The sequence below is a fragment of the Burkholderia sp. Ax-1719 genome (assembly GCF_011753055.1).
Classification (GTDB): Bacteria; Pseudomonadota; Gammaproteobacteria; order Burkholderiales; family Burkholderiaceae; genus Paraburkholderia.
Map to the genome: position 1 here is coordinate 31,941 of NZ_VWWJ01000010.1, position 25,313 is coordinate 57,253.

Consider the following 25,313-nt stretch of genomic DNA (forward strand, 5'->3'; position numbering starts at 1 on the left):
GGCGCGTCCATGTCCTCCGCGGCACCCGTGGTCCTGTTCGGCGCATTCGATCGCCACAATTTCGGCGATCTGCTGTTTCCCCACGTGCTCGCCCGCATGCTTGCGCCGCGCGAGGTGCTGTTTGCCGGGCTTGCGGCGCGCGATCTGCGCGCATTCGGCGGACATCGAATCACGCCAGTCGCCCAGATCGCCGCCAGCCATTCAAGCGTCGATCTCGTTCACGCAGGCGGCGAACTCCTGACCTGCGATGCGTGGGAAGCCGCCGTAATGCTCGCGCCGCCAGAACGCGTGCAAACGCTGATCGCTGAAGAGCATGCGTGGAAAGCCGATCCGCTCACGTGGTCGAAAGCTCATCTCGACATTGCAGCGCGTGCGCCCTATGTGCTCTCCAAAACCGCAATGCCGGCAAGACACACCGTCTTTCAAGCGATAGGCGGCGCAGGCCTCGACCGTCGTGATAAGGCCTTCCAGCTCGAAGTCATCGAAAAACTCAAGCAAGCCGACGAAGTCAGTGTCCGAGACACGCTCACGCAAACCCATCTGCGCGAACATGGCATCAACGCGCAACTGATCCCCGACCCCGCGGTAATGGTCGCTGAGCTTTTCGGCAATCTCATCCACACTCGCACGACAACGCCCGCTCTACAGGCGATAGCGAACGCATTCCCGCAAGGCTACGCAGCCATTCAATTCGATACGAGCTTCGGCGACGATGCCACGCTCGACATCATTGCGCGCGAACTCTCGCGTATTGGCAAGGAATATGATCTGGGCATCGTGCTGTTTCGCGCCGGCGCCGCGCCCTGGCACGACGACCTCACCATTTACGCGCGCCTGAAGCAACACCTGAGCGCGAATACGGTTTTATTCGGATCACTGAATATCTGGGATATCTGCGCGTTGCTCGCATCGAGTCGCGTCTACTGCGGCAGCAGTTTGCACGGCAGAATCGTGGCGATGGCGTTCGCGCGGCCACGCGTCAGCATCATTCACAGAGAGGAAGCATTGCAGCCGCCCAAGCAGGCCGCGTATATAGCGACGTGGGAGCCGCAAGAAATCGCCGCGAAGGCGTATGTGGAAGATCTGGCCGCAGCAATCAGCAACGCATTGCATGCGGATACTGCATTACTGCATCAAACGGCGAACGATCTGGCACGCCGCTATCGTGCGGCCTTCGATACATCGCTGCGATAAAAGCCGCTAAGACAAGGCCTCAAAACGCAGCTGGCCCGCCGGCGAAACATGCCTTGTGGGCACATTTCGCACGACGGGCCAGCTTTGACGCCTGCTTGCTGACGCGCGGACGAACCGGCCGATCCGCCGCGCGCGCCTGTCAGCTTGCGTATGAAGCAGTCAGGCTTCGATTAGAAGCGGTGACGCAGACCAACCGTTGCAGCGACCTGGTTTTGCGAGGTCGACGGCGACAGCGTGTTGATCATAGCAACGTTCGCACGGCCATTGCCGAACGAGCCCGATGCGTGCTGGTAGATGCCTTCGACGTACACGTCGGTGCGCTTCGACAGCGAGTAGTCAGCTTGCAGCGAAGCCGTTTGCCACTTCGGATCCGTCGAACCAGCCGAGCTCTTCAGCTTGCCGTCCGTGAACGTGTACGATGCGTCCAGGCTCAGGGCCGGGGTCAGTGCGTAGCGGCCGTTCAGCTCGAAGTTGTCGAGGTGCAGGTTCGTGCCGGTCGGGATCGTGAAGTTCGTTGCCGAACCGTTTTGCGAGCCAGCCAGCAGGTTTTCGTATTGCGTGTGGGTCCACACGAAGCCGACCGTTGCCGGGCCGTACGTGTAGTTCACGCCTGCGCCCATCGTGCGCTGCGTTTGTGCCGTCAGGTTGAAGTTGTTGCTGTTGCCTGCGTTCACTGCGCCGCTCGACGAGTTCGACTGGCCAACCGACGTGTTCATTTGCAGGTACGAAGCAGCGGCGTTCAGCGGGCCGTTGTTGTACGAAGCGCCAACGCTCCATGCGCGGTTGTTCGAGAACTGGCCAGCGTCATTGCTGAAGCCGTACAGGCCGCCGAACTTGAAGCCAGCGTAGTTGACGCTCGTGTACTTGACCGAGTTCTTGATCGAGAACGAGTGGTCGAGGTTGTCGTTGTCGAACGGGTGAGCCGACAGGTTGTTGCCGTAGCCAGCGCCTGCTTCCGACAGCGGCGACAGGAAGTCAACCATCGAGTCGTACTGGCGGCCGAGCGTCAGCGTACCGAAACGGTCGCTTTGCAGACCGACGAACGCCTGGCGGTTGAACATCGTGTTGCTTTCCGACTGCTTGCCGTTGTTCAGGTTGAAGCCGTTTTCCAACGTGAAGATGGCATGCAGACCGCCGCCCAGGTCTTCGCTGCCCTTCAGGCCGAAGTACGTGTCGGACACGGCGCCGCTGCCCTGGTTCCATGCTGCGTGGCCGCCTGCGTTGTTCGCGTAGACGATACCCGCATCCAGCGAACCGTACAGCGTGACGCTGCTTTGTGCGTGAGCCGAAACTGCGAACGCGCTCAGGACGCCCGCGATGATCAGAGTGTTCTTCATGACTTTCCTAAATTAGCTTGCTTTGACTTGCAGACCGCAATGAAATGAATCCGGGTATTGGACCCATCCCGCAATCTCCGGCGAAGTTTAAGTGCCACAGACGTAGAAACGGATCATTTACGTGGTGGAACAGATATTTGCGAAATATGGAAATATCAGGTTTTTGGCGCTTAAAACCTTGTCTCAAAAGGGAAAAATCGCGCTGACACCGTCATCTGGCTGTCACACACGTGTGGCAATCACGCGACGCCACAGTCCAGTTAGAGAACTTGATTATTGTCAAAAGAAGCTCAATTAGGACTCAACCCCCATGCTAATATTCCGCCGTCTGAGGTAACTCCGGAACAGTTGCCAAGGACTAATGGGGTGGCCGAGTCTGCGGTCACCCCATTTTTATTGGTGCGACACAATGTCTCGCAATCATCCCGAAAGAGTCCCGAAAGCCTGCAGATGAGAAAAAGCCGGCGCACCGATAATCGGCGCGCCGGCTCAGGGAAAATCCGCCAGCTAATTTACAACTCGTAACGCGTGATTACAGTGCGTTAATCAGCGTCATTAAGCCGACGCTAATACTGGTGATTAATGCGCACCAGCCGCACTTGAAGCATCGGCAGCGCTGCGCGATGGCCTTGTAATCCAGATCAGCGGAATGATGGCAATAAAGATGATCGCCGAGATATAGAAGATATCGTTCAGGCCCATCACCGCCGCCTGTGAATCCACCGAGGTATTGAAGAGCGCATAGGCCGAATCGCCGCTCAGATGGAGCGCGCCGTGCATCGCCTCCATCTGCTGCGTGAACACCGGGTTGGTGGGGCTCGCCTGCTCCGTGAGCCGCACGTGATGCAGGATCGTGCGGTCGTTGAACGCGTTGCCAATCAGCGAAGTGCCCACCGCGCCGCAGAACGTCCGCGCGAAGTTCGACAAGCCGGCGGCGGCCGGAATCTTTTCGGGCGGCAGACCCGAAAGAATGATCGAGGTGAGCGGCACGAAGAACATCGCCATCGGAATGCCTTGCAGCAGTGTGGGCAGCACGATGTCCCAGTGCGAAACGTCGGTATAGAACTGCGTGCGCATCATGAAGACCGCGGCGAAGCCGATAAAGGCAACCGTGGCGATATAGCGCGGGTCGCTACGCGGCAGCAGGCGACCGATGATGGGCGTAAGCAGCACCGCGAACACGCCCAGCGGCGCGGTTGCCAGCCCCGAATCCACCGCGCGATAACCCAGATACCCTTGCATCCACTGCGGCAGCAGCACCAGCGTGCCGAAGAACATGCCATACGCGACCGAAATCGAAATCGTGCCGCCCGCGAAATTGCGCTGCGTAAACAGGCGAATATCGACCACGGGGTTTTCCGCGGTGAGCTCCCACACGATAAAGAACGCGAAGCCGACCAGCGCAACCAGGCCAAGCGCCACGATCAGCGGCGAATCGAACCACGCGAGATCCTTGCCCTTGTCGAGCATGATCTGCAATGAGGCCACCCAGACGACAAGCAGGAACAGGCCCACGCCGTCGATCGGCAGGCGGCGCGTGGCGGATTCGCGTTCGCGATAGATGGCCCACGTGACCGCTGCGGCGAACAGGCCCACGGGAATGTTGATATAGAAGATCCACGACCAGTTGTAGTCGTATGTGATCCAGCCGCCCAGCGACGGCCCGGCAATCGGGCCGACCAGCGCCGTCATCGACCAGAGCGCGAGCGCCGTCGACGACTTCTGTTTGGGCCACGAGCCAAGTAGCAACGCCTGCGAAAGCGGTGCCAGCGGGCCAGCCACGACGCCTTGCAGAATACGCGCGCCCAGCAGCGTAGGCAGATTCGGCGCGATGCCGCACAGCCACGAGGCGAGCACGAACAGCAGGATCGAGCTGACGAACAGCTTCACGGTGCCAAAGCGCTGCGTGAGCCAGCCGGTGAGCGGAATGGAAACGGCATTGGCCGCCGCGAAGATGGTGATGACCCACGTGCCTTCGTCGACGGACACGCCAAGGTCGCCCGAGATGGTCGGAATCGCGACATTGGCGATCGACGAATCGAGCACGTTCATGAACATCGCCAGCGACACGGCGACAGTGCCGATGGCGAGCTTGGCGCCGCTGAGCGGCGCGAGGGATTGCGGTGCGGACATGGATTACGCGTGTGATGGACAAGGGCCGGCGGCGTGGCGCGGGCCACCCGGGAGCCTGACAGAGCCAGGCGTTCCGATCAATGTCCAAACACGCATCAATCACTGACAGCTGCGGCAACAATGCGCGGCCATGGCCACGCCTTACACAACTCCAGCGCCAATTAATCAGTCATCCATATTATCCGCACCAGAATCGGCTAGCGCATCAGTCGCCCTTGAAATGCACCGTGCGTTTGGCGCGCTCATCCACCGTAAGCGAAAACACGTCCGGGCGCGCGTAGTGGCCCACCACGTCGAAGTCGTAACGGGCGCGCACCAGTTCGTCGGTATCGATCTGCGCGCTCACGAGGCCGGTCTCACCGTGCAGCGGCCCCGCGAGAATATCGCCGAGCGGCCCGACGATCACGCTGCCGCCGTTGATGAGCGCACGGGCGGGATCCCAGCCCGGCACGTCGATGCCGAGCGCAGCGGGCGAAGGCTGCACCTGGCACGCGCTCACGACGAAGCAACGCCCTTCATGCGCGATATGGCGCATCGAGCACTGCCAGACTTCGCGTTCGTCGACGGTCGGCGCGCACCAGATTTGCACGCCTTTCGCGTACATCGCCGTGCGCAGCAGCGGCATATGGTTCTCCCAGCAGATCGCCGCGCCCGCGACGCCCGCGCCGGTCTGCACCACCGGCAGCGTCGAGCCATCGCCCTGCCCCCAGATCAGGCGTTCGGTGCCGGTGGGCATGAGCTTGCGATGCTTCGCCACCAGCCCTTCGCGCGGATCGAAGAACAACGCCGTACAAAACAGCGAGCTGCCCGCACGCTCGATCACGCCGATCACGATCGACGCCTCGCAGCGTGCGGACAATGCGGCCAGCGCCTCGGTTTCCGGGCCCGGCACGTCGATGGCGTTCTCGTAGTAACGGGCGAAGGTTTCGCGTCCCTCGGGCAGACGGTAGCCCAGACGCGTGCCGAAGATTTCGCCCTTCGGATAGCCGCCCAGCAACGCCTCGGGCATGACGACGAGCGCGGCGCCCGACGCGCGGATATCCGCCTCGAACGAGAGAATATGGTCCAGCGTGGCGGCCTTGCCTTGCGGCAGCGAGCCAATCTGCAAAGCGGTGACAGTCGATTTCGGCATACAGGTTCTCCGTGATCCTTGGTTTTCCGCGTAACGTGGCGAATCCGTATCATGACGGGGTCAAAACCTCGCGCCCACGCGCGCCGCCACTTTCTGCTATGCATGCCCGTGATATCTCCGGCGTCGATCTGAATCTGCTGAAGATCTTCGAAGCCCTGTTCGAAGAAGGCGGCGCGAGCCGCGCCGCGATCCGGCTGGATATGACGCAGTCGGCCGTGAGCGCCGCGCTCAAGCGTCTGCGCGTGCTCTACGACGACCGCCTGTTCACGCCAACCGGGCGCGGCCTGGCGCCAACGGCCCGCGCACGCGAACTCAAGCCCGTCGTCACCGAGGCGCTCGACCGCGTGCGCCAGAGCCTAGCAATCGCCTCGCCGCATCCGGCCAGCTTTCACGGGCGCGCGGTCGCCATCGGCCTCTCGGACGATTTCGAGCTGGCGCTGGGCCAGCCCATCATCGCGCAGGTCGCGCGGCATGCGCCGGGGCTGCGCGTGATCTTTCGGCAGACTTACAGCCAGATCGTGAGCGACAGCCTCGCCAGTCAGGACATCGATCTGGCGATCGCAGCGGGCGGCTTTGGCGCGCGCGGGCTCAGCCATCAATCGCTCGGTCAGGGCGACTACGCCTGTCTCGTCGATGCGGCGACGCTGCCGCGTGCGGGCAATCGCGAGGGCAACAGCGCACTCCTGCTCGAAGATTTCGTGGCGCGGGGACATATTCTGGTGTCGTCGGGCGGCGTGGTCGGTATCGTTGACGAAGCGCTTGCCGCACAGGGCCTCAAGCGCACGGTGATTGCGTCGACCACCCACTTCGCCGCGCTGCCGCATCTGCTCAAGGGCACCCAGGCCGTCGCCACGATTCCGCGCCACGCCGCCAGCGCGATTGCCGCGCTCACCGGCCTGCGCCTGGTCGAATGTCCGCTCGCGCTGCCCGGTTATCCGATCGAGCTGGGCTGGCGCGCCAATGCGCTGCGCGACGCCGCCGTGGCCCGGGTGCGCGACGCCATCGATGCCTGCTCTCATTTGCTGGGCGCGCCGCGCGCCTGAAAAATATTTCACCGGAGCGCGACGGATTTCCCCCGCCCCGCCCGTTCAAGGATGACAAGGGCGCGCGGACTGCCACAGCCGCGCCGTGCGCCCGTCACCAACAACGGGAGGGTTTCATGTCTCGCACAACGCTTCAGGGATTGCGGTCGCTGCTCGTCGTCGCCACGCTGGCGCTCGCAGGCGGCAGCGCCATCGCTCAGACCGTCATCATTGCGCCGAACGCGCCGCCGCCGCCGCGCGTCGAAACCGTGCCGCCGCCACGCAACGGCTACGCCTGGGACCCGGGCCACTGGCGCTGGGACCATGGCGGCTATGTGTGGGCGCCTGGCCACTGGCAGCCGGTACGCATGGGCCACCGCTGGATTCCCGGCCACTGGATCGAGCACGGCCCGAACTGGCGCTGGGTGCCGGGCCATTGGGCCTGATCTGGCTGATAAGGCGGCAATCATGAAGACATTGCTTATCATCGCGCTGGCTGCGGCAGTCCTCACGGGCTGCATCGTCGAACCTGCGCGCCCTGCGTATTACCGGCCCGCGGTCGTCGTATATTGAACGCCAGCGAACCGGCCGACGCCGCCGCCACGGCGGCGCGGCCCGAACCGGCGCACGCCCTGGGAGGGCACGACGATGAGACCCGCACGGCTGCGGCCGCGCCGCAACCGCCCTGTCAGGACCGCGCCTTGAACGACGGTCGGGAAGACGAGTCCGCGCGCGGGCACGCGTCGAACACGGCGCGTGCACCCGAAATCGACGCCAAAGCCGACGCCAGAGCGGACCCCGACGCGCACCTGATCGCCCGCGTTGGCGCGCGCGACGCGGGCGCGGTGCGTTCGCTCGTCCTGAACAAGCTGCCGCGCCTGCTCGCGCTCGCAACGCGCATGCTGGGCGACCGCATGGAAGCGGAGGACGTGGCCCAGGAGGCGTTCATGCGTATCTGGAAACAGGCGCCGCACTGGCGCACCGGCGAGGCGAAATTCGACACGTGGCTGCATCGCGTTGCGCTCAATCTCTGCTATGACCGACTGCGCGGTCATCGCGAGACGCTCGCGCCCGATGCGCGCGCCTTGAGCGAGGAGCCCGATCCCGCCGCGCGCCCCGACGAGCGCTTCGAATCCCGGTCGCGCGATGCACGCGTGCGCGACGCACTGGCCGCGTTGCCGGTACGCCAACGCGAAGCCCTCGTGCTCACTTATTATCAGGAGCTTTCGAACGCCGAGGCGGCCGCGCTGATGGACATCACGGTCGATGCGCTCGAAAGCTTGCTGGCGCGCGCCCGGCGCACCCTGCGCGCACAACTGGCCGGCGAAGGGCCCGCCAAGGATCGAGCATGACACCCGAACGATTCCACACACTCGTCGAAGCCTATGGCGCCGATCCGCGCCGCTGGCCGCAGCACGAGCGCGCCGACGCGCTCGCCTGGGCACGCGCGCATCGCGCACAGGCCGACACCGTGCTCGAAGCCGCGCTGGAACTGGACGCGTGGCTCGCGCGCGATATGGTTGCGCCGCCCTCGCGCGCGCTCGTCGAACGGATCGTCGACAGCGCACCCGTGGCCGTGCCAGTGCAAGCCAACGCAGACCGCACGCGCCGCCGACGCTTCTGGTGGTCGGGCGCGGCCTTCGCGGGTGTCGGACTGGCGGGCGCGTTGGCGGGCGCTTTAGCCATGTCGATCATGCTGACGGGCAATACGTTGACGACAGGTTACGGAGCAAGACCGGACGCACAACAGGACGCGCTGCATGAAGTGCTGCACGATGCCACGCACGAGAGCAGCTATTTAGGTACGAGTTTCGGCGGTTCGAGCGCCGATTGGGGTGATGAATGAACGCACGCTCGTTGAAGGTGCTGATTGCAGGATCGGTCCTGCTCAATGTATTTCTGCTCGGCGGGATTGCGGGCGGCGCGTGGCGCTGGTTCGCCGCGCACGATGTCACGCAGGCGCAGACGCTCAAGGAAAGCCAGCAAGTGCAGCCGGCCCAGCGCGCGGCGCTGCGCTTCGCCACCGACTATCTCTCGCCCGAGCGGCAGCAGCAATTTGTCGATGCCTTGAAGGCCGCGCGCCGCGAGGGCCGCGACGACGCGCGCGCCGCCCGCGACGACCGCCGTCAGGTGCTCGATCTGCTCGCCGCGCCGAACTTCGACCGCGCCGCGCTCGATGCGGCGCTCGCGCACACGCGTGAATCCGATATTGCGTTGCGCACCCGGGTGGAAAGCGGAGTGGCCGATTACGCCGCCACGCTTACGCCCGAGGAACGCGTGAAGTTCGTCGAAGGCTTGCAGCGCAGCGGGCAATGGCGTCTGCCGCCGCCAAAGCGCAAGGCCGATGCATCGGCCAGCTCGGCGCAGTAATCACGTGCAATGAGCGCATGCAGTAAGCGCATGCAGTAAGCGAACGCAATAAAAAAATTGGCAGGACAGCGACGGATTCGCGCGGGAGTCCGCGTTTAAAGGAAGGACGAGGACAGCACATAGCGCCTCGAACGCCCTTCACCCGACCTGACAAGGACCGCGCATGGACAGCCAGCCCACCGCCCGCGACGCCGCGATCGCGATGAACCGCTTCGGCCTGGGCGCGCGCGCCGACGATACGCCGCCCGCCGATCCGCAACACTGGCTGCTCGACCAGTTCGCGCGATACGAGCCGCTACCCGCTGCCTGGCGCGACGAGCCCGGCGCGGTCGCACTGGCGACACGCTTTGGCGAAGAGCGCCAGCAAGGCATGGCCGATAACGCAGCCAGCGGCGTGCAAAACACGGCCGCGAATAACGAAGCGGCATCGGCTGCGTCCAATCCGCAGGCCGCGCGCCAGGCCGTGAATCGTGCAATCCGCCGCGAGAGCGCCGATATCTATCGCAGCGCGGTCAACGCGCGCCTCACCAGCGCGCTGCAAACCGATACGCCCTTTGTCGAGCGTCTCGTGCATTTCTGGTCGAACCACTTCGCGGTTTCCGTCGACAAGGCCGCTATTGCCGGTCTGGCGGGCGCGTTCGAAATGGAAGCGATTCGCCCGCACGTGCTCGGCAATTTCGAGGACATGCTGGTGGCCGTCGAGCAACATCCCGCCATGCAGCTTTTTCTCGACCAGACGCGCTCGGTCGGGCCGGACAGCCGCGCCGCGCTGCGCGCCGATCAACGCGATCCCGCCCACAAACGCGGCCTCAACGAGAATCTGGCGCGCGAGATCATGGAGCTTCACACGCTGGGCGTGCGCACCGGCTACACGCAGGAAGACGTGACCGAATTCGCGCGGGCGCTCACCGGCTGGAGCGTGGCCGCCGCGCGCGGCCCGCAGCCCGGCAATGCACAGCCCGGCGCATTCGTGTTTCGTCCGGCCTTGCACGAACCCGGTACGCGCACGGTGATGGGCCGTCAATATGATCAGGATGGCGAAGCACAGGCGCGCGCCATTCTGCACGATCTTGCGCGCGCGCCCGCTACCAGCCGCCACATCGCTTTCCAGCTGGGACGTCATTTCGTCGCCGATAACCCGCCGCCCGCGCTCACCGAGCGGCTTTCGCAAGCCTTCGAACAAAGCGGCGGCGATCTGCCCACGGTCTATCGCGCGCTGGCAACCGCACCCGAAGCCTGGAGCGCGCCCGACACCAAGTTCAAGACGCCGTGGGAATGGACCGTGTCGTCGATGCGCGCGCTCGGCTGGCGCGATCGCGGCGATCTCAATGCCGCGCCGCTGCTCACGCAACTGGGCCAGCCGATCTGGCGGCCTGGTTCGCCCGCGGGCTACGACGACATTGCCGCAAGCTGGGCCGCGCCCGATGCGCTGGTGCGGCGCGTCGAAGTCGCGCAGCGTTTCGCCGCGCGCGTGGGCGACCGCATCGATCCGCGCGCGCTCGCGCCTGCTGTCTTGCCGGGCACATTGACGCCGCCCACCGCTTCGGCCGTCGCGCACGCGGAAAGCGCGCCGACGGCGCTCGCCCTGTTGCTCATTTCGCCTGACTTTCTGAGGAGATAACCGCCATGCTCTCCCGTCGCCATTTCCTGCGCGTCGCTGCCGCGGGTGCGGGCGCGATGCTCGTCGCGCCGCAAATCGTGTTCGCCAGCGCCGCCACCGATCGCCGCTTCGTCTTCGTGATCCAGCGCGGCGCAGCGGACGGCCTGAATATCGTCGTGCCGTACGCCGAACCGGCTTACGCGGGGCTGCGCGGTGCGCTCACCATCGACACCGCCAACGCCACCAAACTGGACGGCACCTTCGCCCTGCATCCCTCTTTGGCGCAGACCGCGCAGATGTATAAGTCGGGCCAGGCGCTGTTCGTGCACGCGGTGGCTTCGCCGTATCGCGACCGCTCGCATTTCGATGGCCAGAACGTGCTGGAAACCGGCGGCCGCGCGCCGTATCAGGTGAAGGATGGCTGGCTCAACCGGCTCGTCGCGCAGGTAGGCGGCACACGCGAGAACGCCATCGCATTTGCGCCCACCGTGCCGCTCGCCTTGCGCGGCGCGGCGCGCGCGACCTCGTATGCGCCGTCCGCCCTGCCCGCCGCTTCCGACGATCTGCTCACGCGCGTCTCCGCGCTCTATGAGGGCGATGCGCAATTGCATGGTCTGTGGACGTCGGCGATGACGGCGCGCGGACTGGCGGGCGATGTGAGCGCCAGGCAGGACCCGGCGAGCGTGGGCAAACTGGCAGCGGGTTTTCTCGCGCGCGCGGACGGCCCGCGCATCGCCATGATCGAGACCGGCGGCTGGGATACGCATAGCGCACAGAACGCGCGCTTATCGAATCAGCTGAAAGCGCTCGACACGATGATTGCCGCCTTGCGCGACAACCTTGGCCCCGCATGGGACAACACTACCGTGCTAGTGGCGACCGAGTTCGGCCGTACCGCCGCCGCCAACGGCACGGGAGGCACCGACCACGGGCAGGGTTCGGTGGCGATGTTGATGGGCGGCGCTGTCGCGGGCGGTCGCGTCATCGCCGACTGGCCAGGCCTGCGTCCCAACGATCTCTACGAAGCACGCGATCTCAAGCCGACTGCGGCGCTCGATGGGCTGATCGCAGGAGCCGCCGCCGAAAGCCTGCGTCTCGATCCGCAACGCACCGCGGCCACGCTGTTTTCGCAAGCGGGCACGACGCGTCCCATCACCGGACTCGTGCGGACCTGACGTAACGATCGGGACAACGCGCCGCGAAACACAACGAACAAGGACGGATTCGGTGCGAGGAGACCATTTGCTTCGGCATCCAAAATTTATGCCGAAGCCTCGCACTCACACTCAAGCCAACGATAAATCCGTCATCAAGGAGGAATTCACCATGAAAACCAGACTCTCTTTCGCCGCGCTCGCTTGCGCCGCCCTGCTCTGCGCCTGCGTGGTCGAACCCGCGCGACCGCCCGAACCGCCGCCGCGCGTCGAAGTCGTGCCGCCCGCGCCCCAACCTGGCTACCACTGGGTCAAGGGCCATTACCGCTGGGAAGGCAACCATTGGGACTGGGTGCCGGGCCACTGGGCGGCTGCCTGGTAAGCCCGGGTCAAGTCACTGCGTCAGAACGCGATCGTGGTGCGCACGCCGACGATCGCTTCATCCCCCACGCGGCGCGCGGCATTCTGCGGATCGGGAATGCCGCCCGCCGGCCTGAACAGATACTGGAAGTCGGCCTGCATCTGCCACCACGGTGCAACCTGATATTGATACGTCGCTTCCAGCACGGTTTCCGCGCTGCGCGACGGATAGCCCGGCGTCACGGCCGCCGTATCGCTCGCCAGATCCTGCGCGTGCGAGCCGATCTGCGCATAGCCCACCGCCAGGCCCACCACGTCGTTGTCGCGGCCCTTGAACGGCGCCTTCAGGCTCACGCCCGCATTCACGGCGAGATCGACGAGATTGCGGTCGCCTGGCGCGGCCATCACGCGCGCAAAGACGCCCAACGATTGCGGGCTATCTGCTGCTGGGCGCCAGATCATCTGATCCGCGACCGCATAGACGCCATAGTCGCCCTTATGCATGCGCGGCACGCCCGTGCTTGCCGGATTCGCCAGCGAGAGGCCGGTGTTATCGAAGCGCTGGTCCGCGAACTGCGTGGTGTCGTACCAGAATCCCACCTTATAAGTGCCTGGCAATCCTGATGGCTTCGCAGCGGATGCGTCGGAAGGCGCCGGATTGAGCGCGTATTGCACCTCGCCGATAAAGAGCGCGCCATCATGCAGATTGAAATTCGTGCCATGCGCATTGAGCTTTTGCGGATCGCCGCTGCCGTTGCCGGACGGGTTACCGTCGAATACGCCAGCCAGCACCGTCCACGTGTCGGATGGCATCGCACGCAGGCGCACGCCCAGCGCCGAGAGCGGATATGCAGGGCCGCCCGCCGGCATATCCACGGACGGCAGCACCGGCCAGCCGAACGTCGCGTTCATGAACGTGTTCGCGTACTGGCTCGTCATGAATTCCTGATCGAGACTTTGCTGGCCGATCTTCACATCGGCCTTGCCACCCGCGAAGCCTTGCTGATACCAGAGCTCCCACAGACGCGTGGTGGAGTCAGCCTCGATACCCGAAGCGGGCTGAAGCGCCAGCAGATTGCGCTGCGTGAGATTGCTGCCATGAATCTGCAACGCAGACACATTGAAAATGCCGCCCGGCAGTCCGAAGGCCTTTTGCGTATCCACGCCCACGCTCATTTCCGTGAGGCCGTCGTAAGCGCCGCTGCGATGAACGCCGCCTGAGAGATTGTTCAGATATTCGCTGGTCTCCTGCAGGCCAAACGAAATGCCCCGGTCGCCGAGCCAAGGCCGCAGCCCGCCCATATCGCCGAACAGCGTCGCGCGATCCCATAGACCTGGCGGTGCAGCGGGAGCCGCAGCGTCATTGGCCTGAGCAAAAGCCGCTGGCGCAAACGCAAAAGCGAGCAACGCAGCGGCACAAAATCGCGAAACCCGGAACGACGGCGTAGTGTTGAAGTGCTTATTCATGATGTTTTTGTAGGGACGAGTGTGCCCCGCGCAATGGCGGAGCGATTGCGAAAGTGACTCGATTTCAATCAGGCCCGCGCAAGCGGGCGAGGAACTGCGCTCGATGTGGCGAGTACGCCTAAGAGAACCACCAGTTCAAACGCAGCGCGCGATCAATCTCTGCGGCGGCGGACGACGCGCACAGCAGCGCCGCGAGCGCGATAGCCGCGATGACTGCAACGGTCAGCGCCAGCGTGAGCGCGGCAGGCGCAACGCGCGGGCAAGGCGGACGAGGTCCGCCCAGGCATGACGTAACGATGAATTTGACGGACATAAGCCCACCTCCGCCCGCCCGAACCGATCGGGCGGCGAATGGATGCACGCAAGCAGGCGTGCAGGCGCCTCGCAGGCAAGCCTGCGAAAGACGGTTCAACAGAGGGAGCGTGCTACGGAAAACGAAGAAGCGCGCCAACCCGACCAGAGCGAGTTGGCGGCGAAGGAAAAGTCCTGCGGCGCCTAACTCGCGGATACGACGCCGGCGCAGGCCGGCATCCAACTTCCACTGCTAGAGCATGTGTCCACGAGGGACTCCTTTCGATGTAACGGGGCGGATTGTATTCGGCACTTGCGCAAAACCGCAAGTAAAAAACGCGTCAAAAGATTGTGCGTTGTTTTCGGCGCCTTAACGCAAAAGCGATGCGAATGCGATGCGATAACCCGGCCTCGAAAATGCAATTCAGACGCAAGCCGATGGACAGGTTTCCTATGCAATTCACAGGGCCGATTCTTTCATTTTTATTCCCGCCACGCCGTTCGGATTTAATTTGCATCGAATGCAAGAAACCGGTTGACGCATCAAACGCCCGGTGCCTAGAATCCCGGAATCTTCACTAAGGGGGCTGACGCCTTGGACACCAGCAGTAGTCGATCTTCGAACTGTTTCGCCGCCTGACCGGCTCGACGTCCGCGCTCACCTCCCGTTAGCCGCCGTCCTGCCAGCAGGCAAGACGGTGCGCGCCGCAGTAACTCTCCGTGCACCCTTGAATTCGCGCCATCCGGCCGTGGCTTTCGCACGTCCGTCTGGTTTTCGTTGCATTCGCCGTTGCGGGCCGACGCCCGTGACTGCGTACGCGTACGCCCGTCCTCACCGCCATCTCAATGGCGCGGACCGCGTTCGCCTTGCCGATAAAAGGAGCCGCCATGCCGGACAGTGACAGTTATCCCTTACCCATGCCGATAAACCCATCGTCCCTGAACAGGGAAAGCCGGTAGACGTTCGCCGCCTGCGCTTCGTGCGCACGGCCTCCGGTCCGCTCGCTTTCCCGCGAACGCGTCGTATCCAACGCCTGACGTTCGACGCCCGGAGCAATATCATGAACTTCGCACTCCTGCTTTCCAACCTGCCTCACGTCGATGAAGCACGCGGCCACTACGACCGCATGCTCGCACTGCACGAACGCACGCCGGGCCGCGCTGCCCAGCGTATCGCGCAACTCTGGCAGCGCCTCACGCAACGCTTTTCCTGAGCGGATCTGCCCGCTCGCGCAACCGCCTGCCTGGACGGTTGCGCGAGCACGCACGCCGATCTTCCACACCACAACGATAAAACGGAACCATCATGTCCACGCCAGCCAACTTTCCCCAATCGAACGTGTCGCCGCCACGCAGCGCGGTGCTCGACGAAGCCCATGTGGGCGATATTCACGGTGCGCTTGGCACCATCTCGCGTCATGACCTCGCGCCACGCACGACCTGGTGGGCGCGCTTTCGCACCTTGCTCGCCATCCTCGGCCCCGGCCTGATCGTGATGGTGGGCGATAACGACGCCGGCGCCTTCGGCACCTATACGCAGGCGGGCCAGAACTACGGCACCACCTTGCTGTGGACCCTTCTGCTACTCGTGCCCGTGCTTTATGTGAACCAGGAAATGGTGCTACGCCTGGGCGCGGTCACCGGCGTGGGTCACGCGCGCCTGATCTTCGAACGCTTCGGCAAGTTCTGGGGTGCGTTCAGCGTCATCGATCTCTTCGTTCTCAATGCGCTCACCATCGTCACCGAGTTCATCGGCATCACCTTCGTGCTCGACTTCTTCGGTCTGCCAAAGATTGCAGGCGTGTGCGTGGCCGCGGCCTTGACGATGGCTGCGGTGAGCACCGGCAATTTCCGGCGCTTCGAACGCTTCGCCGTGGTGCTGTGCCTGCTGAGTCTGCTGCTGGTGCCGGTTCTGGTGTCGATCCATCCGCCCGTCGGCCAGATGACGCGTGACTTCTTCGTGCCCAACTGGCCCGCTCACGCGAAGCTTTCCGACGTGATGCTGCTCGTGATCGGCATCGTTGGCACCACGGTCGCGCCGTGGCAACTGTTCTTCCAGCAGAGCTATGTGATCGACAAGCGCATCACGCCTCGCTTCATGAAGTATGAAAAAGCGGATCTGTGGATCGGCATTCTGTTCGTGCTGATTGGCGCAGTGGCCATGATCGCGTTCTGCGCGCAGCTTTTCGCCGGCAAGCCCGAATTCGGTAATTTCAGCGATGCGGGCGGCGTGATTGCCGGTCTGGAGAAGTACGCGGGCCATACCTCGGCGGTGCTGTTTGCCGTTGCGCTGTTCGACGCGGCCATCATCGGCGCGGCGGCCGTGTCGCTGTCGACGGCCTATGCTATCGGCGATGTGTTCAAGATTCGCCATTCGCTGCATCGCGGCGTGTCGGATGCGAAGGGTTTTTATCTCGTGTATTTCGGCATCGTCGCCATGGCTGCGGCCATCGTGCTGATTCCGGGCAGCCCGCTCGGGCTGTTGACCGAAGCCGTGCAGACCCTCGCGGGCGTGCTGCTGCCGAGCGCCACCGTGTTTCTGCTGCTGCTTTGCAACGACCGCGCTGTTCTCGGCCCGTGGGTCAACTCGAAGGCGCTGAACCTGTTCACGGGGGCGGTGGTGTGGGTGCTGGTGATGCTGTCGATCGTGCTCACGGCGTCGGTCATGTACCCGGATATGAGCGGCGAGACGATTCTGGAAATTCTCGCAGGCGGCACGGTGCTCGCCGTCGCGGGTTATGCAGCCACGCTCGCGCTGCGCAAACTGCGTCGCGAACCTGCGGCAGTGACGCAAATCTGGCCCCAAGGCGCACGCGATATGTGGCGCATGCCTCCGCTCGCGGAACTGCCTGCGCCCGATCTCTCACTATCGAAGCGGGTATGGATGGGCGTGTTGCGCGGCTATCTGCTGGTGGCGGTGATTCTCGTGATCGTGAAAGTCGTGCAGATGACGTTCCTTTCCTGACATTCATCGGCTGAACCATTGAAACGAAGCGGCGCGCCGGATCGATATCGGCGCGCCGCTTTACCATTCAAGTCTCAGTCATGCTCCGGCGTCAGATCGAAAACCGGTTCGGTCTTGATCGCGTCGTAAATTTCGGCCATCGGCATATCGCCGACTTCAGTGCGAATATAGGTTCCAAACGCGCGTTCGTAGAGATCGCGGCCCGGCTGCGATTCAAGCGTGAGGTCGAAACATTTAAGAACGAATTCGGCCATCCTGTCCGCATCGACAAGAAGGCGCTCGGCTTTCTTCTGATCCATTCGTGCACCCTGCGGCAACGCCGCCCTACATTTGAGCCGCGCATCTTACCTGAAGTGCGCAGGCGCTGTGATAGAGGGCACGAACGCACGCTCGTGCTCATCCCGTCTAACCCTCTTTAACCCTCTCCTGTGTGCTTGCATGGGGTTTGGGTCATGCCCCTCGCAATTGGCCGCCGAAGCGCGCGCGCGCTTTGACACACATCATTTTAGGAAAAAGCGTGGCGACTATAGTCCCGTGCGGCCGGGCATTTTGACCACGGCTTCTTGCACCCATCATCGCGGGAGAAAACCATGTCGATCAAGAACAGGGAAGTGGAGACAAGAATCTTAGCGGCAACACCCCTATCCGGCGTATCGGATCTGGTTGCCGTCATGACCGCGGGCGTGCGCTATAGCGCGCGGGAACTCGGGAAACTGCTAGGCGTTCGCGCACAGATACTCAACGCGATCCTTGGTCAGGCGCTCGAATCGGGCACGCTGTGGGAAGCCGGGCGATCGGCGAATAATCGCTACTGGATCCCCACTGCGGAAGAACTGGCGCACAGGGCGCGGCTTCAGCAACGCAACTGGTGGTGTCAGGGCGCGCTCACCGGTTATGAAGAGGAGCGTAGTCGGTTTCGCAATCTCTGCATGCTGGTGAGACGCAGATAAGCCCTGGACGACGTTCCTTCACGCAGGCCTTGTTTTCAGGATGAAAGGCTGTCAAGGCCGCTTAGAATCCCGCGCGCGTCGAGCGCCCCCGCGTCTCGCGTCTGGCGAAATCCAGAACGCCGGAATCCCTGCAAGAGGAACCCATTGATGGAAACCAGTCAAAGCGATAGCCGCCACGCGGCTCCCACCGTCACCGCGGCAATCGCAATGGAACGTCTGCAACAAGCCAGCCTTCAGACCGACGCGCTCGCGGGCTCCCCTCCCGTCGTACCGGTCCCCAGGCTCAACGACGCGTTCGAGTTGCTGCACGAACAGGTGCGCCTTGCGAACGATGAATTCGCCACGCTGTTCAAGATGCTGGAACCGCATCTGCCACGACATCTATTCAATAGCGGCGCGCATATTGGGCCTACGCTGGATAGCGATCCCGCCAAAAACTTCGAAGCCCATCCATCGCGTGGTCCGGAGTTTAGTCCGACCTATAGCAAGGTGGTGAACGCCGCTGAAGCCGTGAATCGCATGCGCCGAGGCATCGAAGCGATCATGAAGCATCTGGTGGTCTGAAGATTTGCAGGTCCGGCCGCTGCCACCGGCCGGACGACTACACGGTGCGGCGCGTAATTATTTACAGGGGAAAGCCGCGAGCAGCGCCTTGTAGAGAATTGCGCCGGTCGGTTCGAGCATCTGATCGAGATGCCCCTTCATGTAAATGAGCACCACGCGTAACTGGTCCTTGCGCGTGAGGTTGGATGGCAGACAGTAACGGGGCCGCTGCTTGTCGATCAACGCCTGCACGAGCGTGCCGTTCGAATAGCCCGCCAGATACATCGAGCAGGCATCGATATTTTCCTCCCGCTGGCATGCGCCAAAGAAGCCGTCCCCTTGATCGATGGACGGCACAGCGGAAGGCGCGGGAGGCGCGGGAGGCATCTGCGCGGCGGCATTGCCAACGCCGAGCGCAAAAGTAAGCGCGAAGGTCGCGAGGATGGATGTTTTCATGTTGGCGTTGCTCCGGAAATAAGCCGGCGCAAGCATAGCTTCGGCGCAGACGGCCGGGTTTGCCTGCCGTCAAGGCCGAATCATCGCAATGCAAACAATGGACAGATCCTTGCGTTCGCCTTCGCGCTCAGGCATCAGAAAAACGTCTGCATGCCGATATGCGCCGCAAACTGATGATTGTTGTCAGACGGCATCAGGCCGCCGATCCACGCGTTATGGGTGCCAGCCACATCGCCGCCGGTCCATTGATACGCGGCGTCGACATACAGCATCGTGCGTTTGGACAGCGAATATTGCACGGCCGATGTCACCTGCTGCGCGCGATTGTGGTCCAGTTGCGCGTTGCCCTTGATGTACTGATAGTTCACGCCCAGACGCCAGAACGGATTGAACGAGTACAGCCCGCTAACCTGCCCCACCTGCGCCATGCCGCCCGTCAGCGTGTTTTTCGTGTACGTATAAAGCGCGCTCGCATAGAGATCGCCGAAGGTATTGCCTACACCCACGCCAAAATTGCGAATGCCGTCGTGCCCGTCGTTCATCGACGCATAGCGGGTTTCGTTGTACGCCGCGCCCGCACCGAACGTGCCGAACACGTAGTTCATCCCGAAGCCCACCGTATTGTTGGCCGAGAGGCTGCCCGCCGTATTGCCGAAGCCATATAGCGCGCCCACGCGCAAGCCGTCGAATACCGCCGATGTCACCTTCACCGAGTTCGACACGCGCGTCATGCCCGCCGTCTCGTCGAAGTCGAGCGAGCCGGTCATATTCCCCGGAATAGCCAGCGCCGAGAACGGTCCCTGACGCATATTGAACAGACCACCGTAAAGGAAAGCGCCATCGAGTCGCGCAGGCGGGAAGAACAGGAAATCGAATAACAGGTTGTACTGCTGGCCAAACGTGATTTTGCCGATCCCTTCCTTCTCGATGCCGAGATACGCACCGCGATTGAAATCCGCGTTCGGGCCAGGGACGCCTGCGCCAGAATCGATAAAGAACTGCGATTGCAGATCGAATATCGCCTTATAGCCTCCGCCGAGATCTTCAACGCCATGCAGTCCCCACAGACTGGGTGTGTAGGCCGAGTCCTGAGCGAGCACGGCGGAATGGCCGTTTTCGTTCGACGCATAGGTCACGCCTACGTCGAGAATGCCGTACAGGGTGACGCTGCTCTGCGCGTGTGCTGCGGGCATCGCCAAAGCTGTGATGGCGACGCCGAGAAACGCCGTCATGCGTCGGGGCTTTTTCGTCTCTTCCATTGTCTCTCCAACCGTATTCGTTTGTTATGCGTCTCTATGGACTTGAATCGAATCTCAAACTATTTACTATGCAATCCTATGTTTATTTCATAAAGTCGCGCGCAAGCTCCAGCATTTGCTATCAGGCCACGAAGCTCTGTATTGCCACCATGCGCCAGCCATCGGCGGACAGCATCCACACCGACTCATAGCGACTCGCAATGGCGAGCGTTGCAGGCTTTGCGCCGGAAATTCGGACCGTCGCCGCCATCGCCCCGCCCAGCAACGCGAAGCGCTCACGCACGGCGATATCGCTTACGTCGAGCGTCACGGCTTCGTAGCGCATCGCGCCGCTCGACAGCTTCGCGAGGTAGCTGGCGCGGCTGTCACGGCCGCCTGTCGAGTGGACATAAACGAGCCCTTCGTCGAAGAGCGCTTCGAGCGCCAGTGTGTCCGCAGCCAGCATCGCCACGCGCCGCTGCTCCTCCAGCGCGCGTATGAGCGCCACGTTTTCCTGATCCGTCATCGTAATGTCCTTATCGAGGCGCGCTACGCGAAGCTGCGCGTAGCGCGCACGCGTTTTAAAGCCGCGTCTTGTCGCGTCCCTTGAGGCCCAGCATCTGGCGTGCTTCGTCGGGCGTAGCGATTTCGAAGCCCAGGCGCGTAAGCACATCGCGGATCATCTCGACCTGTTCGGCGTTCGAGGTGGCGAGCTTGCCCGGCCCAATCGACAGCGAATCTTCCAGCCCGACGCGCACGTTGCCGCCCATCAGCGCCGCTTGCGTGATGAGCGGCATCTGGCTGCGCCCCGCACCAAGCACGGACCACTGATAGGTGTCACCAAAGAGCTTGTCGGCGATGCGTTTCATGTGCACGAGATTTTCCGGGTCTGCGCCAATGCCGCCCAGAATCCCCAGCACGAATTGCAAAAAGATCGGCCCCTTCACCAGACCGCGGTCGACGAAGTGCTTGAGGTTGTACAGATGCCCCACGTCGTAGCACTCGAACTCGAAACGCGTGCCGTGCGCCTGCCCCAACCGCGTGAATACGTCTTCGATATCGGCAAAGGTATTGCGGAAAATCGCGCGGCGTGTGCCCTCGATATATTCGCGCTCCCACTCGTGCTTGAAGGTCTTGAGCTTGTCGAGGATCGGGAATACCGCAAAATTGAGCGAGCCCATATTGCAGGACGCCATTTCCGCCGATACATCGATGGCGGCAGCCAGACGCTCGTCCAGCGTCATGCTGACCGCGCCGCCCGTCGTGATGTTGATGACGGCATCGGTGGCCGCGTGAATGCGCGGCAGGAAGCGTCGATAGGCAGCCGGGTCGAACGCCGGGCGGCCGTCCTCGGGGTTGCGCGCATGGAGATGCAGAATCGCCGCGCCGGCCTTCGCAGCGGCAATGGCCTGCTCCGCGATTTCGTCTGGCGTGACAGGAAGATACGGCGACATACTCGGCGTGTGGATCGAACCGGTAATCGCACAGGTGATGATGACTTTTCTTGCCATTTGGATGCTCGCGTACGTTTGTTAGACCGGTTCCGCCACGACCACATTTTCGATGTGGCCCACGCCGTCGATTTCCACGCGCAACACGTCGCCGATACTCAAAAAGCGCGGCGGCTTGTGCGCGGCGCCCACACCCGAAGGCGTGCCGGTCGCCAGCACATCGCCGGGTTCGAGCGTCATCACGGTCGACAGATACGCAATCTGCTGCCAGACGTTGAAAATCATCTCGCCCGTGCGCACTTCCTGGCGGCATTCGCCGTTCACGAGCATGCGCATCTGCAACGCGTGCGGATCGGCGATCTCATCGGGCGTAACGATCCACGGACCGAACGGACCGTGCGTATTGAACGACTTGCCGAGCATCATCGTCGGCGAACGCATCTGCCAGTCGCGCACGGAAACGTCGTTGCACACGACGTATCCTGCGATCACTGAAGCGGCCTCCGCCTCCGACACATGACGGCAGCGACGCCCGATCACGACGCCCAGTTCCGCCTCGTAATCGAGCTTGTCGGAGACCTTGGGCATATGCACGGGATCGAACGGCCCGTTCACGCACGAGACCTGCTTGTTGAACCAGACCTGGCTGTCCGGCACCTGAATGCCCGCCGCGCGCGCCTCTTCCACATGACGCCGATAATTCATGCCGATGGCGAGAAACTTCGACGGATTAGGCACCGGCGCGTCGAGCCGCACATCGGCGAGCGGCCAGGTGACCGCCTGTTCAAGACGCACTTCGCGCGCACGCTGCATCATGGCGGGGCCGCCCTGCAGCAATTCGAGCATGGTGCGCGGCAGTGCGGGATCGCTCGCGGGCAAATCGATGATCTGCTGACCTTCGACCTTGCCGATCGAACGGTAGCCGCGGCTCTGGAAAGTAACGAGTTTCATGTCGGTCCTTCTGGATCGGATTGAGTGAATCGCGGGTGCGGGCGTGAGCCCGTCACGCGCCTTGTTCGGAGTTTTCGACGAATATCGCAGGCAGGTCAGGGCCCCAGAGATACATGCCATCTTCGGGCGCGTGATCTTCGGCCACCCAGTCCGCCGAGGCCGGAATAAAGTCCATCGTCGCGCTGTATTCGGAGAAACTGCCCCACGGGTCCTGCACGTAATAGAAGTAGTTGGAACCCAGTACGTGACGCCCCACGCCCCAGCCGTTGCGGTATCCCGCCGAGGCCATCTGCATGTAGCCCAGCCCCACGTCTTCCACCGTCGGCACGTCCCAGCTCAGGTGATGCAGCGCCGGGCCGGAACTCATCGCGAAGGCAAACAGATGGTGATCGCCGCCGTGCGGTGCGTGCAGGAAGGCCACGCCGTCGCCGGATCGATCCGACAGGCGCAGGCCCAGCACGCGTTCGCAGAATGCGATCTGCGCAGGCACGCTGGCAGTCGCGAAGGCGATATGCGAAAGACGCGCGGGCTGCACCTTCGCCGTGTGGCGACGATACGGCGCGCAACGCACACCGTTCTCCGGCAACGCGGGCTGGTGATGGCTGGCGTGATCGAGCGTGGTCTTGATGCCGGCGCGAATCTGAATAGCGATGCCATCAGGACTACGAATCCAGAATCCGGAAGTATCCGCGCCAGATAGCGGTTCGATGAATTCCGCGCCCTCGTTCTTCGCGCGGACTTTCAAGGGTTCCAGTTCGTCCTCGAAGCAATGCAAGGTCACGGAATCGAACTTCTTGCGCGCGCCTTCGCGCAAGCGACCCCACACATACGGCGAGCCGAAGGTACGGATCAGCAAGCCGCCGTTGCCGTCGGGCTGGACATCGAGACCGAAGGCCGAATAAAAGCGCTGCGCCTCGTCGAGCGACGGCACGCTCATGCCAAATTCGCCGATGGAGTGAATGCCGAGGCGGTCATGCCTGCGAGTGTTGGTCATACGCGTCTCCTGTTTATCGTTAGGCTCAATTCGCGGGCTGCATCGCCCCGCGCCAGTCATCCACCAGCGCATCGAGCGCCTGTACGTCGGATGCCGCGCCAAAGCTGTAGAAGTCGGGCCGAACCAGCACCGCCACCGCCCCGTGTTTCGCGAGGTAATCGGCATACACGCCTTGCACATCGACAAAGCCGCCCGCGCCAAAATGCGTCACGATTGCGCCCTGCTGTTCCAGCGCCAACCGATTAGCATGACTAATCGTATCGAGCACGGCTTGATCTCTTGCCACCAATGCGAAACGTACGCCGAAGACATCGTCGAACAGACCGCGCCGCCCATTGAATTCGACGATGCCTTGCGGCGTCAGCCAGCCGCTGCCCGGCGCATGCGTGTCGTAGAGACCCGCGCCCAGCCGTGGCTGCGGTGCTTGCGGCGCGGTGAAGCCTGGCGTCGCCTGTGCGGCCAGCATGTCGCGATCGCGCGCAGCGGCCGCCTCAGGATCCGTAATGCAGATCACCTTGCCCAGTTCGACCGAGAAGCCGATGATCTCGCGCACATGGTTGCAACGTTCCGGCCCGTAGCTGTCGAGTAACGCGTCGGCTGCCTTGCCGCGCAGAATCGCGTCGAGACGCCAACCCAGCGCGGCAGCGTCGCGCAGGCCGCTGCACATGCCCTGGCCCGCGAACGGCGGCATCAGATGTGCGGCGTCGCCGGCCAGCAGCACGCGGCCCGCGCGCCAGTCTTTCGCCCAACGTCCGCGGAAGGTGTAGACGGCATGGCGCTCCAGTTCTGCGTTGTCCGGCGTGACGTCCCAACGCGCAAGCAGGTCCCACGCCACCGCAGCCTGATTCATCTGCTGCGCGGTCTCGCCCGGCAACAGCATGAACTCCCAGCGGCGACGTCCCGGGCCGCCTGGCACGATGGTGGTCGGGCGCGCGGGGTCGCAGAGTTGCCAGGTCTTCGGCGTCCACTCGCGCGGCACGCGCGGCTTTACATCGACCACCAGCCAGTCGAACGCAAAACCCAGGTCCTCGCACTCAATGCCCAGCGTCTCGCGCACCATCGAATTCGCGCCATCCGCACCCACCAGATAGCGCGCGCGAATCGTCTCGCGCTCGCCGCCCGCCTGCCACTTGCCTTCCGCCAGCCGGCCCGTCTCGATCTCCAGACGCACGCCGTCGGCCTCCTCATGCAGCGCCGTGGCCGACCAGCCCTGGCGCACCGTCACGTTGGGCAGTTGCTTGACGTGGCGATCGAGCACGCGCTCCAGTTCCGGCTGCGAGAACATCGTCGAGACCGGCCAGCCGCTCGGACCATTGCCGCCCCAGTTGAAATCCATCAGCAGATCGTGATTCGCGTTGCGCCACTGATAGCGGTCCGTGATCTCGGCGATGCTGTTGATATCATGGACGACCCCGCAGGACTGGAAGAGCCGCGCGATCTCGTGGTCGAAATGGACCGCACGCGGCAGCGGGTAAAGATTGGGCCAGCGCTCGACCACGGCCACGCGATGCCCCGCGCGGCCCAGCATGAGTGCGAGCAACTGGCCGGTCGGGCCATAGCCGACGATCGCAACGTCGACGCTCAGGTCTGCCTCCATGTGTTCTCCGGATTCGGTGTTTGTTTAGGCCTTGTGCGGGCTCTTTTTTAAAAATGACATTTCTGTACAATTCGGACTGTATTGTCAACTTGATAAGATCATCAATTC

26 protein-coding genes are annotated in these 25,313 nt (G+C 63.1%); 13 read left to right on the forward strand and 13 right to left on the reverse strand.

The window, feature by feature from the left end; genetic code table 11:
- Positions 1 to 9: 9 nt before the first annotated feature.
- Positions 10 to 1,194 (forward strand): polysaccharide pyruvyl transferase family protein, encoded by a 1,185-nt coding sequence (locus tag F3J17_RS18910; protein ID WP_167061897.1) that lies wholly within the window; start codon positions 10 to 12, stop codon positions 1,192 to 1,194.
- 170 nt (positions 1,195 to 1,364) lie between these two features.
- Here F3J17_RS18910 and F3J17_RS18915 read toward each other — a convergent pair whose 3' ends face one another.
- From F3J17_RS18915 to F3J17_RS18925, 3 genes are all read right to left on the reverse strand, one after another.
- Positions 1,365 to 2,531, reverse strand: a complete 1,167-nt coding sequence (locus F3J17_RS18915; RefSeq protein WP_167061898.1) for a porin — start codon at positions 2,529 to 2,531, stop codon at positions 1,365 to 1,367.
- A 579-nt stretch (positions 2,532 to 3,110) separates the two neighbouring features.
- A complete protein-coding gene (locus tag F3J17_RS18920; RefSeq protein WP_167061900.1) occupies positions 3,111 to 4,664 on the reverse strand; it encodes a DHA2 family efflux MFS transporter permease subunit in 1,554 nt (517 codons plus the stop codon).
- 205 nt (positions 4,665 to 4,869) lie between these two features.
- Entirely contained in the window at positions 4,870 to 5,796 is a 927-nt protein-coding gene (locus F3J17_RS18925; RefSeq protein WP_167061903.1) for a carbon-nitrogen hydrolase family protein, read from the reverse strand.
- Between the two features lie 98 nt (positions 5,797 to 5,894).
- On the opposite strand from F3J17_RS18925, the gene F3J17_RS18930 reads away from it, so the two are divergent.
- The 8 genes from F3J17_RS18930 (at position 5,895) to F3J17_RS18965 (ending at position 12,324) form a co-directional block, all read left to right on the forward strand.
- Complete coding sequence (locus F3J17_RS18930) at positions 5,895 to 6,839, forward strand: LysR substrate-binding domain-containing protein (protein ID WP_167061906.1); 945 nt, start codon at positions 5,895 to 5,897, stop codon at positions 6,837 to 6,839.
- A gap of 116 nt (positions 6,840 to 6,955) precedes the next feature.
- Positions 6,956 to 7,264, forward strand: a complete 309-nt coding sequence (locus F3J17_RS18935) for a YXWGXW repeat-containing protein (RefSeq protein ID WP_167061909.1) — start codon at positions 6,956 to 6,958, stop codon at positions 7,262 to 7,264.
- A gap of 255 nt (positions 7,265 to 7,519) precedes the next feature.
- Positions 7,520 to 8,170, forward strand: a complete 651-nt coding sequence (locus tag F3J17_RS18940; RefSeq protein ID WP_240161057.1) for an RNA polymerase sigma factor — start codon at positions 7,520 to 7,522, stop codon at positions 8,168 to 8,170.
- A complete protein-coding gene (locus F3J17_RS18945; protein ID WP_167061912.1) occupies positions 8,167 to 8,664 on the forward strand; it encodes a hypothetical protein in 498 nt (165 codons plus the stop codon). Before F3J17_RS18940 ends, F3J17_RS18945 begins: the two co-directional genes overlap by 4 nt.
- A complete protein-coding gene (locus F3J17_RS18950; RefSeq protein WP_167061915.1) occupies positions 8,661 to 9,188 on the forward strand; it encodes a periplasmic heavy metal sensor in 528 nt (175 codons plus the stop codon). The genes F3J17_RS18945 and F3J17_RS18950 overlap by 4 nt, the downstream gene beginning before the upstream one ends.
- 163 nt (positions 9,189 to 9,351) lie before the next feature.
- Positions 9,352 to 10,809 (forward strand): DUF1800 domain-containing protein, encoded by a 1,458-nt coding sequence (locus tag F3J17_RS18955; protein WP_167061918.1) that lies wholly within the window; start codon positions 9,352 to 9,354, stop codon positions 10,807 to 10,809.
- The gene (locus F3J17_RS18960) at positions 10,806 to 11,963 is read left to right on the forward strand and encodes a DUF1501 domain-containing protein (protein WP_345891218.1); all 1,158 of its coding nucleotides are present in this window, start codon (positions 10,806 to 10,808) and stop codon (positions 11,961 to 11,963) included. The genes F3J17_RS18955 and F3J17_RS18960 overlap by 4 nt, the downstream gene beginning before the upstream one ends.
- A gap of 151 nt (positions 11,964 to 12,114) precedes the next feature.
- Positions 12,115 to 12,324, forward strand: a complete 210-nt coding sequence (locus F3J17_RS18965; RefSeq protein WP_167061923.1) for a YXWGXW repeat-containing protein — start codon at positions 12,115 to 12,117, stop codon at positions 12,322 to 12,324.
- Positions 12,325 to 12,344: 20 nt separating this feature from the next.
- Here F3J17_RS18965 and F3J17_RS18970 read toward each other — a convergent pair whose 3' ends face one another.
- Together F3J17_RS18970 and F3J17_RS18975 are read right to left on the reverse strand one after the other, a co-directional pair.
- A complete protein-coding gene (locus tag F3J17_RS18970) occupies positions 12,345 to 13,769 on the reverse strand; it encodes a carbohydrate porin (RefSeq protein WP_167061926.1) in 1,425 nt (474 codons plus the stop codon).
- A gap of 118 nt (positions 13,770 to 13,887) precedes the next feature.
- Positions 13,888 to 14,082: a hypothetical protein gene (locus F3J17_RS18975; protein ID WP_167061929.1), complete on the reverse strand. Its 195-nt coding sequence runs from the start codon at positions 14,080 to 14,082 to the stop codon at positions 13,888 to 13,890.
- 1,039 nt (positions 14,083 to 15,121) lie between these two features.
- On the opposite strand from F3J17_RS18975, the gene F3J17_RS18980 reads away from it, so the two are divergent.
- Together F3J17_RS18980 and F3J17_RS18985 are read left to right on the forward strand one after the other, a co-directional pair.
- Positions 15,122 to 15,274, forward strand: coding sequence for a hypothetical protein (locus tag F3J17_RS18980; RefSeq protein ID WP_167061932.1), 153 nt, complete (start codon positions 15,122 to 15,124; stop codon positions 15,272 to 15,274).
- Between the two features lie 92 nt (positions 15,275 to 15,366).
- Positions 15,367 to 17,025 (forward strand): NRAMP family divalent metal transporter, encoded by a 1,659-nt coding sequence (locus F3J17_RS18985; RefSeq protein WP_167061935.1) that lies wholly within the window; start codon positions 15,367 to 15,369, stop codon positions 17,023 to 17,025.
- Between the two features lie 74 nt (positions 17,026 to 17,099).
- Here the strand turns inward: F3J17_RS18985 and F3J17_RS18990 are convergent, their stop codons facing one another.
- Complete coding sequence (locus tag F3J17_RS18990) at positions 17,100 to 17,324, reverse strand: hypothetical protein (protein WP_167061938.1); 225 nt, start codon at positions 17,322 to 17,324, stop codon at positions 17,100 to 17,102.
- 291 nt (positions 17,325 to 17,615) lie between these two features.
- Here F3J17_RS18990 and F3J17_RS18995 point away from each other — a divergent pair, with 291 nt between their 5' ends.
- On the forward strand, positions 17,616 to 17,975 hold the full coding sequence (locus F3J17_RS18995; protein ID WP_167061941.1) for a hypothetical protein: 360 nt from the start codon (positions 17,616 to 17,618) through the stop codon (positions 17,973 to 17,975).
- Positions 17,976 to 18,122: 147 nt separating this feature from the next.
- A complete protein-coding gene (locus F3J17_RS19000; protein WP_167061944.1) occupies positions 18,123 to 18,539 on the forward strand; it encodes a hypothetical protein in 417 nt (138 codons plus the stop codon).
- 57 nt (positions 18,540 to 18,596) lie between these two features.
- Here the strand turns inward: F3J17_RS19000 and F3J17_RS19005 are convergent, their stop codons facing one another.
- The 7 genes from F3J17_RS19005 to F3J17_RS19035 form a co-directional block, all read right to left on the reverse strand.
- Positions 18,597 to 18,974 (reverse strand): Rap1a/Tai family immunity protein, encoded by a 378-nt coding sequence (locus F3J17_RS19005; RefSeq protein WP_167061947.1) that lies wholly within the window; start codon positions 18,972 to 18,974, stop codon positions 18,597 to 18,599.
- A gap of 134 nt (positions 18,975 to 19,108) precedes the next feature.
- Positions 19,109 to 20,233, reverse strand: coding sequence for a porin (locus F3J17_RS19010; RefSeq protein ID WP_240161058.1), 1,125 nt, complete (start codon positions 20,231 to 20,233; stop codon positions 19,109 to 19,111).
- 121 nt (positions 20,234 to 20,354) lie between these two features.
- Entirely contained in the window at positions 20,355 to 20,738 is a 384-nt protein-coding gene (locus F3J17_RS19015; protein ID WP_167061949.1) for a nuclear transport factor 2 family protein, read from the reverse strand.
- Between the two features lie 55 nt (positions 20,739 to 20,793).
- Positions 20,794 to 21,723, reverse strand: coding sequence for a 3-keto-5-aminohexanoate cleavage protein (locus F3J17_RS19020; RefSeq protein ID WP_167061952.1), 930 nt, complete (start codon positions 21,721 to 21,723; stop codon positions 20,794 to 20,796).
- Between the two features lie 21 nt (positions 21,724 to 21,744).
- Complete coding sequence (locus tag F3J17_RS19025; protein WP_167061954.1) at positions 21,745 to 22,614, reverse strand: fumarylacetoacetate hydrolase family protein; 870 nt, start codon at positions 22,612 to 22,614, stop codon at positions 21,745 to 21,747.
- 52 nt (positions 22,615 to 22,666) lie between these two features.
- Complete coding sequence (locus F3J17_RS19030; RefSeq protein ID WP_167061957.1) at positions 22,667 to 23,608, reverse strand: VOC family protein; 942 nt, start codon at positions 23,606 to 23,608, stop codon at positions 22,667 to 22,669.
- A 25-nt stretch (positions 23,609 to 23,633) separates the two neighbouring features.
- Positions 23,634 to 25,205, reverse strand: a complete 1,572-nt coding sequence (locus F3J17_RS19035; protein ID WP_167061960.1) for a bifunctional 3-(3-hydroxy-phenyl)propionate/3-hydroxycinnamic acid hydroxylase — start codon at positions 25,203 to 25,205, stop codon at positions 23,634 to 23,636.
- Between the last annotated feature and the right edge of the window lie 108 nt (positions 25,206 to 25,313).